Genomic DNA, 12,393 nt, shown 5'->3' on the forward strand with positions numbered 1-12,393 from the left:
CTCCCGGGCCCCTGGGGATGCCACCCAATTGCGCACGCCGGCGGCGTTTAAGAGGACGGATCAGTCATCAGGCCGTCGTGTTCTTCCTTTGAACTACCGCAGCACGAGAGAGCTGCAGGCGAGATTCGAACTCGCATCCGACGGCGTTCGTCCGGCCTCGGTCGATCCGGCGATCGGCGGCAATGCTGAGACTGGAGCGAGAGTCTGAGATTGATCGCGGCTGCCTCTGCCATATTGGGCTACCCCGGCCCGGACGGGCGTCGTAATGCCGGGGGAAGGATTCGAACCTTCACTGTCACCGCTTCTTCAGGCTGAACTTCAGCTTCAGCTTGCGCTCATCGCGCGAACCGGTCCTCAATCCCGGCCCGCGCCTGTTGCGCACCCCCGCGCTCGCACGCGGGGGCGATCGTGGATGCTACCCGCGCCCGGCGTCAGCCGAACAGGTAGCCGAACACCGCGTCGCCGACCCGCTGGTCGGTGACCTCGGCGCCGTTGGCCTCCTCGCGCGCGAACTTCACGGCCTGCTGGAGCTTCTCGACCCGCTCCACCAGTTCGTTGACCCGCCGCGCCGGAAGGGACCCGGAGAACTTCACGGTCGTCCAGTACCCGATGGGCACGTCCTCGTAGTACACCTCGACCTGCGCCGGGTGCTTCTCGGTCGCCTCCGCCTTGACGTGGTTGCGCGGGACCTTCTTCGTACGGATCGTGCGGACCGGATCCGTCTTCCACCAGTCCGTGGAAGGGTCGTGGGACCAGGACTCGGCGGCGTCGAGCGTCGGAAGCTTCTTGACGAAGGTGTGCAGGTCGGTGAGCTGCTTCTCCAGGAACAGGAGGTAGCTGACCGGTACGTCGGACACGATCGTCCGCCCGTCGACCGTGACGTCGGCACGCGCCGAGCAGTTGGCCCAGTCCTTCGTCGCGGTCACGTCGAACAGCCGGGTCAGCGAGGCGGACATCTCACGCAACACGTCCTCCGCCTGCACCTGCACGCGCGTGGACTCCGGCGGCAGCTGCTCGCCCTCCTCGTCCTTCGGCTGGTACGTACGCGAGATACCGGCCAGCAGCGCGGGCTTCTGCACCTTGTGGTGCGCCGCGGTGATGTCCTGGAGCGACTTGCTCTTGACGCCCTTTTCGACGGCGATGATCTGGTTCAGCTTCGTCACGTGGTCCCCCTTCGAACAGGCAGGAACGTATCCCACCGGCTCGAACGCGTGCACTCCCTTTTCAGGCAGTCAGCGCTCGGAGGCGTACGTGACGAAGGCAGCCCAGGCCTGCGGCGCGAGCGCCAGGCGGGGGCTGGTGTGGTGGTGCTTGGAGTCGCGGACGTGGCCGCGCCCCGAACGAGCCACCGACGAGGCGGAGTCCGGCCGTGGCCCGGCCATCGTCGAGGCGCTGGCCGACCGATGGGGCGTCTCCCCGGGGGCGGCTCCGCGCAAGACGGTCTGGGCCGAAGTCGACCTCTCACCGGAACCCGGGAAAGCGGGCTTCGGTGATACGGGCCATCCCTTCAAAGAAACAAGCCGGTGAAAGGACCCCACCAAACCCCACCCCTCCCTCCCCCCAGCACACGCTCACCCGCGAGGGTGAATATCACCAACTCAGTTGGATTTGAGGCGGGTTGCCTGCCTTACGCTCGCCGCAACACAACCGCAGACATACGACGGCCCTCGCCGGGACGGCAATCCCAGTGCGAGGGCCTGACCACCAAGGAAGCTGGACCTTCCCGATGGACACCCAAAACCCTAGCGCGCCCCCGCGCGCCCAGTCCCGTATCGCGGGCAAAAACCACCCCCACGCGGGCGGCCTCATCCACGACAACGCCCGCCACAGCACCCGCTTCACGGTCATCGGCAACCACCTGGCCCAGCACCCGGAGCTGTCGGGTCTCGCGATCGGGCTCGGCGTCCACATCCAGTCGCTCCCCGCAGGCGCCCACGTCGACATCAAGACGCTCGCCGCCCGCTTCCCCGAGGGCACGACCCGTATCGCCGCAGCCCTGCGCGAGCTGGAGACCCACGGCTACCTGCGCCGCGAACGCCAACGCACCCCCGCCGGGCGCATCGTCACCCGCACGATCTCCTGCAACCAGCCCGGCCACGACCGTACGCAGCACCAGCAGGCCCCACCGCGCAAGAAGCGAACCCCGACCGCCCGCAAGCCCCTCCCCGCCGTACCGCAGCCCGCCTACCCGGCCCCCACGCTCCTCCGGACGGCCACGGACCTCCTCACGGACCTCCGCCGCCACGACCCCCGCCTCCTGCTGTCCGCCCAGGACACGGCCCACCTCGCCCCCGCCGTCGCCGCCTGGCTGGAGCGCGACGTCGGCCCCGCCGCCGTACGCCACACCCTGACCGCCGACCTGCCACCTCAGCCCCTGTGCCGACCGGCGGCCCTGCTGGCCCACCGCCTCATCGCCCAGCTACCGCCCCCGCCCCCGTTCCGCGCCCCAGCACCACCACCGACCGTCCGCCACCCCTTACAGACCTGCGAAGACTGCGACCGCGCCTTCCGCTCACCCACCCCAGGAGCATGCCGTGACTGCCGAGCCACTCCCCTGGCCGCCGCCTGAACCCGTTCCGTCCGGGGCACCCATCAGGCGCCGGTCGTCGAATGACGACATCAACTACGCCGACGCCAGGTGTGCGGGCCGTATCCATGACCCGGGATCAGAGCCCCTGACCGCCGCTCCCTTGGAGCGCCTGTGAGGAAGCCGTGACCGCCGAACTTCCCGACTGGATGATCCCGCCCAGGCCGAGCGGCTGGGAAGCGGACGACCTCGACCACCTCCCGCAGGCACCGCGGCACACCGAACTCATCGACGGAGCCCTGATCTTCAGGATGTCGCCACGGCGGTCCTGGCACTCCCGGCCGGTGTCCCCACCGTCCACATCTACGAACTCGACACCATGACGGGCGCGTACGTGGCCACCGGAATTCACCGTGAGCGTCTGAAGGCCGCCGTCCCGTTCCCGACGGACATCGACCTCAAGAAGCTCGTGCCCTGACCCCGGCCGGGGTCGGGAGCAATCGCCGGCTCTTCGCCGCGCGCTACGAGTGCCCCAGCTCCGCCGAGTCCCCGTCCGCGCCCACCGACACCGAACCCGAGTCCGGCGACGGGCGCAGCGGGAACGGGTCGACGCGGGTCTCGTCGATCACCGGCGGAGCCGGGCGCGGCGGCTTGGGCATGACCGCTGCCTCGGAGTGGCCGCCGCAGCCGTAGGTCAGGGAGACGACCCGGCCGTCCGCCGGGGAGAACTCGTTCGCGCACACACCGAAGGCCTGGCCGAGGGAGCCGCCGATCGGGGTGAGGAAGCCGCAGCTGACGCAGGACGCGGGGGCCGCCTGGGCCATGGGGGTCTTCGCGCCGTACGACTCCTCCCAGCGGTCCGCGGCGACGTGCAGGCCGTAGCGGGACAGGACGCGGGCGCGGCGCATGCCCAGTTCCTCGGCGACCGAGGTGATCGAGCCACGAGAGGGGGCCAGGGGCAGGTTCGCGGGGGCGCCGGCGGTGACCTCCGCGTCCTCCGCCTCGACCAGTTCCGCCATCTCCTCCGAGACGGGCGCGTTCGGTGCCGGCTCGTCCTCGCCGGACCAGCCGGGCTCCAGGCGCAGGTCCTCGGCGTCCGTGGGCAACAGATCGCCGGGGCCCATGTCGCCGGGGCGCAGCCGCTCGCTCCACGGCACCCACTCGGGCGCGAGGAGGGCGTCCGGGCCGGGGAGCAGGACCACCTCGTCCAGGGTCACGAACTTCGCCCGCGACGCCCGCGCCACCGTCACGGCCCAGCGCCAGCCCCGGTACCCGAGCTCCTTGCACTCGAAGAAGTGCGTGACAACGCGGTCGCCCTCGGAGGACAGTCCCGCGTGCTCGCCCACCACGCCGGGCGCGGCGGCCTCCTCGGCGGCACTGCGGGCGAGGTCGACGGCCTCGGCGCACAGACGGTCGGGGGTGCGGCTTCGCGTTGTCGCTGCGCTCACAGGTATCGCTTCTCTCCTACGCCGTCTCTCGGGTGCGGCTGCCTGAAGGCGGCGGAGCGAACGGAGCGGACCTGTGGGCCGCGTCGACGTCCGCGTCCGAATCGCGCTCGGGCGCACCTACGTCATCCATTGTGCGGGATGGCTGAGATACGCACGCTACCTGTTCGCGGCCGCTGGGCCTACACCGACGTTGCTTCTCGGCGCTCCGCGGCGCCCGCCGAGTACGAGAGCTTGACCTCCATACGCGCCGTAACCGCACTACCCACCCCCATCTCGGGGCACTATTGCGTCGTGGCAACCGCGAGGTCGCCCCAGGGAGCCACTGGTATCGGTGGGGCCAAGGGCGGCCGCAATCGAGGTGGCGGAACGGGCCGGATCGGCGGCTCCCTCCGCGCGGTGGGCCGTGCCCTGCACTTCCCGCTCACCGGCCCCGCGCGCGGAATCCGCAAGGCCACGCACGCGCAGGGCGCCGGCGAGTCCGGTCTCGGCAAGCTGATCGAGCTCCACGGCGTGAACGGCGCCGGGGACATGATGATCACCGTCGCCCTCGCCTCCACCGTGTTCTTCTCGGTCCCCACCGACGAGGCCCGCGGGCGCGTCGCGCTCTACCTCGGCATCACGATGGCGCCCTTCACGCTCCTCGCCCCCGTGATCGGCCCCCTCCTCGACCGCCTCCCGCACGGCCGCCGCGCGGCCATGGCGGGCGCGATGCTGGCCCGGGCGCTGCTCGCCCTGGTGCTGTCCAGCGCGGTCGTCAGCGGCGATCTCCAGCTCTATCCGGCCGCTCTCGGGGTGCTGGTCGCCTCGAAGGCGTACGGGGTCGTCAGAAGCGCCGTGGTGCCCCGTCTGCTGCCACCACGCTTCTCGCTGGTGAAGGCGAACTCCCGGGTCACCCTGGGCGGCCTCCTGGCCACCGGTGTGGCCGCGCCCATCGGCGCCGGGCTCCAGGCGATCGGGCCGCGCTGGCCGCTGTACGGCGCCTTCGTGATCTTCATCGCCGGTACGTTCCTGTCCTTCACGCTGCCGCACAAGGTCGACTCGGCCAAGGGCGAGGACACCGCGCTCCTCGCGGCCGACGAGCAGCATCTGCACGGGCCGCACCGCCAGCCGGTCAAGCGGCCCGGGCTGCGCACGGTCGGCATCGCCGTCACCCACGCCCTCGGGGCGAACTGCTCCATCCGCTGCCTCACCGGATTCCTGATCTTCTTCCTCGCGTTCCTGCTGCGCGAGCACCCGATGTCCGGCCAGAGCGCCGCCGTGTCGCTGGGCATAGTCGCGGTCGCGGCAGGCACCGGCAACGCGCTGGGGACATCGGTCGGGGCGTGGCTGCGGTCCCGGGCACCGGAGATCATCATCGTGACCGTTCTCGGCTTCGTGGTGGCCGTGGCGATCACGGCAGCGGTCTTCTTCGGCGCCGTCATGGTGGCCGGCCTCGCGGCGGTCGCCGGGTTCGCGCAGGCGCTGGCCAAGCTGTCCCTGGACGCGCTGATCCAGCGGGACGTGCCGGAGTTGGTGCGTACGTCGGCCTTCGCGCGCTCCGAGACGCTGCTCCAGGTGTGCTGGGTGCTCGGCGGCGCCGTCGGCATCGTGCTGCCGCTGAAGGGCTCGCTGGGGCTGCTGGTCGGCGCCGCGATCGTCGCCACGGGCTGGCTGACCACCGTCAAGGGCCTGCTCGGCTCGGCCCGGCACGGCGGCCACGCGCGCCCACGGGTCGACTGACGCCTCGCGGCGACACAGTGACGCACGCCCCGGCACCGTCGTGACATACGGCACGCCGCCCCCCACGTAGTGGGACGGCTGCACGCGCCCGATAGCCTTCGCCCATGACCACGCTGCAATCCGTTGTGCGACGCCGCCGCGCGCTCGCCGCCGCCGGCGCCGTTTCCGCCGGACTGCTCGTCCTGTCGGCCTGCGACAAGCCGACGCCGCTGGCCACGGTCACCGTCGGCACCGCCTCCGTGCACTCGGAGGCCACCTGCGGTGGTGAGGGCGAGACCCTCAAGACCACGGACCTGGCGCAGTGCCTGAAGAACAAGGACATCGAGTCCATCAAGGTGGACCCGGACGACACCGTGCGCTTCGGTGTCGACCCGGACATCGCCGACGAGGGCTGGACGATCCTGATGAACGGCCAGCCGCTCACCGACTCCAGCACCAAGACCTACCGCACCGTCCCGGGCAGCGTGTTCTTCAACGCCCAGTACGGCGCCAGCGGCGACTCCACGCTGGTGACCATCAAGGAGGGCGAGCAGAACGTGACGGGCCTGTGGTCCTTCAAGCTGGAAAAGGACAGCTGACCACGTCTGGCGTTCGTGTTCTCGTAGCCACCGCGGTCCCCGCCGAGCGGGACGCGGTGGCCGGGGCGTTCGCACTGCCCGGCGCCGAGGTGATCGCCGCCGGTGTCGGCCCCGCGCTCGCCGCCGCCGGCACGGCCACCGCCCTCACCCGGGCCGCCCTCGAAGGCGCCCCCTACGACCTGGTGGTCTCGGCCGGCATAGCGGGCGGCTTCGCCCCCGACGCCCCCGTCGGCTCCCTCGTCGTCGCCGACGAGATCACGGCCGCCGACCTCGGCGCGGAAACCCCGGACGGCTTCCTGCCGGTCACCGAGCTGGGCTTCGGCACCGTCACCCACCGTCCGCCGGAAGCACTCGTACGGGAGGTCGCGGCCGCCACCGCCGCCCGTCCCGGCGCCGTCCTCACCGTCTCCACCGTGACCGGCACCGCCGTGCGGGCCGCGTGGCTGCGTGAGCGGCACCCCACCGCCCTGGCCGAGGCCATGGAGGGCTTCGGCGTCGCCGAGGCCGCGGGCGCGCACCGCACGCCGGTGCTGGAGCTGCGCGCGATCTCCAACCCGGTGGGCCCCCGCGACCGCGCCGCTTGGCGCATCGGCGACGCGCTGGCCGCGCTGGCGGACGGTTTCGGGAAGCTCGCGCCCGTACTGGAGAGTTGGAACCCACATGACCAGTGAGCCGCTGAAGATCGCGTACTCCCCCTGCCCGAACGACACCTTCGTCTTCGACGCCCTCGCGCACGGCCGGGTCCCCGGCGCCCCCGCGCTGGACGTCACCTTCGCCGACATCGACATCACCAACGGCATGGCCGAGCGCGGTGAGTTCGACGTGCTGAAGGTGTCGTACGCCGTGCTGCCGTACGTCCTCGACGAGTACACGCTGCTGCCCTGCGGCGGCGCGCTGGGCCGGGGCTGCGGGCCGCTGGTGCTGACGCGGGAGGCGGGGGTCGATCTGACGGGCCGCACGGTCGCGGTGCCGAGCGAGCGGTCGACGGCGTATCTGCTGTTCAGGCTGTGGGCCGCCGACACGATCCCAGGCGGGGTCGGCGAGATCGTGGTGATGCCGTTCCACGAGATCATGCCCGCGGTGCGGGACGGGAAGGTCGACGCGGGACTCGTCATCCACGAGGCGCGTTTCACGTACCGCAACTACGGGCTCAACAAGCTCGCCGACATGGGAGAGCACTGGGAGGACACCACCGGGCTGCCCATCCCGCTCGGGGCGATCATCGCCAAGCGGTCGCTGGGAGCCGGGACGCTGGCCGGTCTCGCGGACTCCATCCGCACGTCGGTGCGCGCCGCCTGGGACGACCCCGAGGCGTCCCGCGCCTACGTCATGGAGCACGCCCAGGAGATGGACCCGGCCGTCGCGGACCAGCACATCGGCCTGTACGTCAACGAGTTCACGGCCGACCTCGGCGAGGACGGCTATGCCGCCGTACGCGGACTGCTCACGCGTGCCGCGGCCGAGGGACTGGTACCGCCCCTCGGCCCGGGTGCACTCGATTTCCTCTAGAAATCCCGAGAATCCGCCAGGTTCCGCGCGCTATACGTCGAGCTGGTCGGCGACCGCGCGGAGCAGACCGGCGATCTTCTTGCCCGCGGCCTTCTCGGGATAGCGGCCGCGCTCCAGCATCGGCGTGATGTTCTCGAGGAGGGTCGTCAGATCCTGGACGATGGACGCGAGCTCGTCCGGTTTCTTGCGCTGGGCGGCCGCGACGGACGGGGTCGGATCGAGAATGACGACCGAGAGTGCCTGGTCACCACGCTGACCGGCGACGACTCCGAACTCCACCCGCTGTCCCGGCTTGAGTCCGTCAACTCCGGCGGGGAGGACCGAGGAATGAACGAAGACGTCACCGCCGTCGTCGCGGGAGAGAAAGCCGAAGCCCTTCTCGCTGTTGAACCACTTGACCTTGCCGGTAGGCACGTCTGTCCTCGTCCTCGTACTCGTCGGAAAACTGCTTCTGAAAACGGCTCTTGATAGCACTACAGCGGGTCGACCACGACCCGCCGGTACCAAGGCTAATGGTCCCCGGGCGGGTGACAAGACGTCGCCCGGTAGTTCCCTCGCGCAGGGAACTACCCTGGTCCGGTGCGTGACAAAACCCAAACGAATTCCGCCGCTCCCGGCGACCGACTGATCCGTGCCGGCGCGGTCCTGTTCTTCATCGGTGCTGTGGCCACTCTGGTCACGGTGGCCCCGTTCCTGCTCGGTACGACGCCATTTCCGACATACATGTTCGGATTGAGCATGTTGATGGGCGTCGGATTCCTCGTCGCCGGTGCCGGAGTGTTCCGATCGATCGCGGCCGGAAGGCGTCAGGCGCGCGGCGCCTCGAGGTAACCGGCGAGCCAGTCCGGGAACTTCGTGAGATCCGCGAGGACGACGTCGGCGCCGAGCGCTCCGAGTTCCTCGGCGCTGTACGGCCCGGTCGCCACGGTGACCGCGAGGGTGTCGGCGGCGCGGGCGGCACGGATGTCGCCCTGGTGGTCGCCGACGTAGACGCTCGCGCCGTACTCGCGCAGGGCCTCGGCCTTCTGCTCGGCCCAGAGGTTGCCGATGACCGCGTCCGGGTCGATGCCGAGGTATTCCAGGTGCAGCTTGGCGTTCGGCTCGTACTTCGCGGTGACGACGATCGCGCGGCCGCCGGCGGCGCGTACGGCGGCTATCGCCTCGCGGGCGCCGGGCATGGCGGGCGTCGCGGTGATGGCGATCGCCGGGTACATCTCGCGGTACTGGTCGGCGATCGCCGCGGTCCGCTCCGCGGGGAACCAGTTGATCAGCTCCTCCTCCAGCGGCGGGCCGAGGCGGGTGATCGCCAGGTCGGCGTCGATGTATGTCCCTGTGCGTTCGGCCAACGCGACGTAGCAGGCGTGGATGCCGGGGCGGGAGTCGATGAGGGTCATGTCGAGGTCGAAGCCGACGGTGAGTGCCATATGGGCCATTGTGCCCAGGTGGTCGTGTCGGCAGACGCCGGGTGGGTGTGATGTGCGACCGGTGGCTCGGGGCTGCTCGTCGCATGGCGGCTGCGGGTGATTCGTGGCTTGTCGCGCAGTTCCCCGCGCCCCTTCAGGGCGCTTTCGTCGCGCCCACGCGGCGGAACCGCGCATCGATACGGCCCCGCGCCCCCGGGTGGGCCACCTCGCCCCCGTCGGAGAGTTACCGCTGCCTCTGCGACCGCCACACGATGAACAGTGCCGAGACCAGTGCCGCGCCCCGCAGTACCCAGGGCCAGGTCTCGGCGATCGCGGTGTTCGTGTGGCCCTCTGCGATGGGGGCGCCCCAGCGGTCGTTGGTGCGGCCCCAGAGCCAGACCACGCCGGCGGTGAGGGAGAGGGCTGGCAGGATGATCACCGCCCACTTGGTCTCGGCGTCGCTCAGCCGGCGCGAGCCCCAGGCGATGAGCCAGCCGAGGAGCAGGGCGAGCAGGTTGCCGAGGACCGCACCCGCGACGAGCAGGGCGGCGGCGATCAGCAGGAGTGGGTTGCTCCAGCGGCCGGAGGGCAGGGTGGGCCGGCGGAGGAAGCGGCGGCGGCCTTTCGGCTCGTCCTCCTCGGCCTGCTCGACGGCGGCCGGCTCGGGCTCCTCGGCGGGCTTCTTCTTGAGGAGCCCCGCCTCGTCCTTCGCGGGCGGGCGCCTGAGCATCTCCGGGATCTCGATGCCGCCGACGAATCCCGGGACGTCCTCGCCGGGGCCGAAGGGGCTGCTGTCGACCCGCCACCAGTCCGGCTGGACGGCGCTGTCGCCGAGGTCCGCGGTGCTCGCGAGATGGGGCGGCGCCGGAGCGTCGTCGCGGGCCGCGGTGGGCTCGGCGGGCCGCGGGCGCGGCACGATCCGGCGCAGCCGCCCCTTGGGGCGCCTCTCGCCGGCGTCCTCGTCCCGGCTCGTCGGCTGCACGGGCACGGGGGCGACCGGCGTCCGCGGGGCGGGGGCGGTGCCTCCCCCGGAGGAGGTACCCCCGGCGGCCGTGACGACCTCGTCCGGGGTGCCGAGGCGGGCGATGATGCGGCGGACGGCGGCGGGGTTGTCGACGGGCGCCTTGGCGCGCCGCCGGTCGATCTCGCCGCGAAGTTCGTTCACCAGGCGCATACGGGTGGACGACGGCAGCTGCCGTTGCTGCGCCACGTCGCCGACGCGGCTCAGATACTCGTAGACGACCTGGTCGCTCTCGATCCCCACGAAGTCCCCTCCGGGGTGCGTGCGTTGGATGCCCGGGGGACGACGTTAGCGCAGGACAGGACAGGTGAGGTGGCTCAGGCCGGGCGGCACTCGCCCGAGTTCTGCACTTCGGAGCACAGGCCGTGGCCGTGCTCGCGGAGGATGTCGCGGCCGCTCTGCTGGGTGAGGAAGTTCAGGAATGCCGCGGCGACGGAGCCGGCCGGGGCCTCTCCGTAGGTGTAGGCGAACTCGGTCTGCCAGTAGGGGTAGTTGGCGGCTCCGACGCCCTCCGCGGTCGGTTGCCTGCCGTCGATGGTGACCTTGACCAGCCTGTCCGCGGCACGGTGGCCGGCCACGGCGGTGGCCTCGCTGTAGCCGACGGCTCCGGGGGTCGAGGCGGTGGTGTTCAGCATGGTGTCGGTGCTGGTGACCTCGCAGCGGCCGTACCGCTTCGGGTCGAGGGCGGCGCAGTCGGTCTCGGTGAACTGGGGCGGTTCCCTGCCGGCGAGGACCTTGGCGACGAGGGTGCCGCGGGTGCCCGAGCCGGGGTCGCGGTTGACGAGGTGGACGGGTACGTCGTTGCCGCCGATGTCGGACCAGTTCTTCACGCGGCCCGCGAAGACATCCCGTATCTGCTCCAGTTTCAGGTTCTCCACGCCGGCGTCCTTGTTGACGACGAGGGTGAAGACGGAGAGCGCGACGGGTCTGGGGATCAGCCGGGGGTGGCCGTCGGAGGCGAGGCCGTCGGTGAAGGCGATGTGGTCGCGCAGGCCCTCGCCGACGGGGATCTCGGCCTCCTTGCCGGCCTTGTCGAGGTCGGTGACGCCGTCGGTGCTGCCCTTGAAGGTGTCGTCGGCGAGCGGGATGTGCACGTCCGCGCCGTCGCAGCGGTCGAGGTAGTCCTGGGCTGCGGCCCTGACCGCGGGGGCGAAGGCGGTGGAGCCGTGCAGGTACAGGGTGCCCTTGACACAGTCCAGCGGGGGCCGCTTGTCCTCGCGGACGAAGAGCGTGAAGTTGGCCTGTACGGCGACGGCGGCGATCAGGATCCAGATGACCCACCAGGCGGGCCGGGAGGCGAAGACATGGCTCTCGGTCCTGGTCGCCTTCAGCCTCAGCAGCCGGATCAGCGGGTCGTACCAGCGTTCCTGTCCGTCGGTGCCCTGGACGACGGGGTCCGGGAAGGGGTCGGTGCCGGTGTCCGCGGGCCAGCGTTCCAGCACGACGAGCACCTTGTACTCGGCGCCCCGGGGCAGTGTCACCTTCGGGAGCCGGATGGTGCCGGTGCGGTCGGCGACGTTGTTGTTGCGGCGGAAGCCGGGCTTGGCGACGGTGCGGACGCTGTCGCCCTCCGTGACCTCCTCGAAGAAGAAGTCGCGCAGCGCGTTGTTGCTGGGGTCGGTGAGGACCACGGCGGCGACGCGGCGGTCGCGGAAGGTGACCTTGATGCCGTAGGGGTCGACGGGGTCGGCCAGGTAGTCCTCGGAGACGATCTTGGTCGATCCGGCGTTCTCGATGCGCAGCAGGACGAACGAGGGGTCCTTGAGCTGGTGGCCGTCGTGCCGCATGTCCCCGAGCACGTCGGCGTACGGCTTGTCGGCCGCGTCCGCGGCGAGGGTGTCCATCTGTACCCGGTAGCCGAGCCGCTTGCGGCCGACGATGGCGAACTCCCACAGGAACGCGGCCACGGGGAACGCGAGACTCAGGATCGCGATCCACTGCTCGGCCTGCTCGCTCATCACCGAACCCCCCAATTCCCGTGATTCCTGCAGTGGTTGACCGGGAGCCCAGGGTGACGAGTGGGGACGAGCGGTTGCCAGGGGTGCCGGAATCCTCCGGCTGATGTTCATCAGGGGGCCATCTACGAAACGCTCTGTTCGCCCGGGACGCCGGGACCGGCCTTGTACGGCCATCGGGTCCGCTTCCCGAGCACGGCCCCGCACCCGGCCCGCTGTCGGCCCAACCGCCG

Annotated in this window: 13 protein-coding genes; 6 read left to right on the forward strand and 7 right to left on the reverse strand. The window is 71.0% G+C overall.

All coding sequences use genetic code 11. The annotated features are described in order from the left end of the window. Window positions 1-431: 431 nt before the first annotated feature. Window positions 432-1,163, reverse strand: coding sequence for a DUF7873 family protein (locus tag PGH47_RS19290; RefSeq protein ID WP_093746451.1), 732 nt, complete (start codon window positions 1,161-1,163; stop codon window positions 432-434). Between the two features lie 69 nt (window positions 1,164-1,232). Further along, window positions 1,233-1,382, reverse strand: coding sequence for a DUF397 domain-containing protein (locus PGH47_RS19295; protein WP_271664473.1), 150 nt, complete (start codon window positions 1,380-1,382; stop codon window positions 1,233-1,235). Window positions 1,383-1,726: 344 nt separating this feature from the next. Between PGH47_RS19295 and PGH47_RS19305 the strand changes: the two genes are divergently transcribed. After that, window positions 1,727-2,569 carry a helix-turn-helix domain-containing protein gene (locus tag PGH47_RS19305; protein WP_271664474.1) on the forward strand — a complete coding sequence of 281 codons (843 nt, stop codon included), beginning with the start codon at window positions 1,727-1,729 and terminating at the stop codon, window positions 2,567-2,569. 479 nt (window positions 2,570-3,048) lie between these two features. Here PGH47_RS19305 and PGH47_RS19315 read toward each other — a convergent pair whose 3' ends face one another. Further along, window positions 3,049-3,975 carry a DUF3027 domain-containing protein gene (locus tag PGH47_RS19315; RefSeq protein WP_271664475.1) on the reverse strand — a complete coding sequence of 309 codons (927 nt, stop codon included), beginning with the start codon at window positions 3,973-3,975 and terminating at the stop codon, window positions 3,049-3,051. Between the two features lie 291 nt (window positions 3,976-4,266). On the opposite strand from PGH47_RS19315, the gene PGH47_RS19320 reads away from it, so the two are divergent. From PGH47_RS19320 to PGH47_RS19335, 4 genes are all read left to right on the forward strand, one after another. After that, window positions 4,267-5,694, forward strand: a complete 1,428-nt coding sequence (locus PGH47_RS19320; protein WP_271664476.1) for an MFS transporter — start codon at window positions 4,267-4,269, stop codon at window positions 5,692-5,694. A 104-nt stretch (window positions 5,695-5,798) separates the two neighbouring features. Continuing rightward, entirely contained in the window at window positions 5,799-6,272 is a 474-nt protein-coding gene (locus tag PGH47_RS19325) for a hypothetical protein (protein WP_030967566.1), read from the forward strand. Beyond that, window positions 6,242-6,943, forward strand: a complete 702-nt coding sequence (locus PGH47_RS19330; RefSeq protein WP_271664477.1) for a futalosine hydrolase — start codon at window positions 6,242-6,244, stop codon at window positions 6,941-6,943. Before PGH47_RS19325 ends, PGH47_RS19330 begins: the two co-directional genes overlap by 31 nt. Further along, on the forward strand, window positions 6,933-7,781 hold the full coding sequence (locus PGH47_RS19335) for a 1,4-dihydroxy-6-naphthoate synthase (protein ID WP_271664478.1): 849 nt from the start codon (window positions 6,933-6,935) through the stop codon (window positions 7,779-7,781). The genes PGH47_RS19330 and PGH47_RS19335 overlap by 11 nt, the downstream gene beginning before the upstream one ends. A 30-nt stretch (window positions 7,782-7,811) precedes the next feature. Here PGH47_RS19335 and PGH47_RS19340 read toward each other — a convergent pair whose 3' ends face one another. Beyond that, window positions 7,812-8,195 (reverse strand): cold-shock protein, encoded by a 384-nt coding sequence (locus tag PGH47_RS19340; protein WP_271664479.1) that lies wholly within the window; start codon window positions 8,193-8,195, stop codon window positions 7,812-7,814. A gap of 165 nt (window positions 8,196-8,360) precedes the next feature. Between PGH47_RS19340 and PGH47_RS19345 the strand changes: the two genes are divergently transcribed. Continuing rightward, on the forward strand, window positions 8,361-8,612 hold the full coding sequence (locus tag PGH47_RS19345) for a hypothetical protein (RefSeq protein WP_030958132.1): 252 nt from the start codon (window positions 8,361-8,363) through the stop codon (window positions 8,610-8,612). On the opposite strand, the gene PGH47_RS19350 is transcribed toward PGH47_RS19345, so the two are convergent. The 3 genes from PGH47_RS19350 to PGH47_RS19360 all read right to left on the reverse strand — a co-directional run bounded on the left by PGH47_RS19350 (window position 8,588) and on the right by PGH47_RS19360 (window position 12,163). Continuing rightward, entirely contained in the window at window positions 8,588-9,214 is a 627-nt protein-coding gene (locus tag PGH47_RS19350) for an HAD family hydrolase (protein ID WP_271664480.1), read from the reverse strand. The two genes, PGH47_RS19345 and PGH47_RS19350, sit on opposite strands and share 25 nt — an antisense overlap. Before the next feature lie 214 nt (window positions 9,215-9,428). Next, window positions 9,429-10,448: a hypothetical protein gene (locus tag PGH47_RS19355; RefSeq protein WP_271664481.1), complete on the reverse strand. Its 1,020-nt coding sequence runs from the start codon at window positions 10,446-10,448 to the stop codon at window positions 9,429-9,431. A gap of 74 nt (window positions 10,449-10,522) precedes the next feature. Then, window positions 10,523-12,163, reverse strand: coding sequence for a substrate-binding domain-containing protein (locus tag PGH47_RS19360; protein ID WP_271664482.1), 1,641 nt, complete (start codon window positions 12,161-12,163; stop codon window positions 10,523-10,525). Window positions 12,164-12,393 lie beyond the last annotated feature (230 nt).

This window comes from Streptomyces sp. HUAS 31 (assembly GCF_028198125.1).
Taxonomy (GTDB): Bacteria; Actinomycetota; Actinomycetes; order Streptomycetales; family Streptomycetaceae; genus Streptomyces; species Streptomyces chartreusis.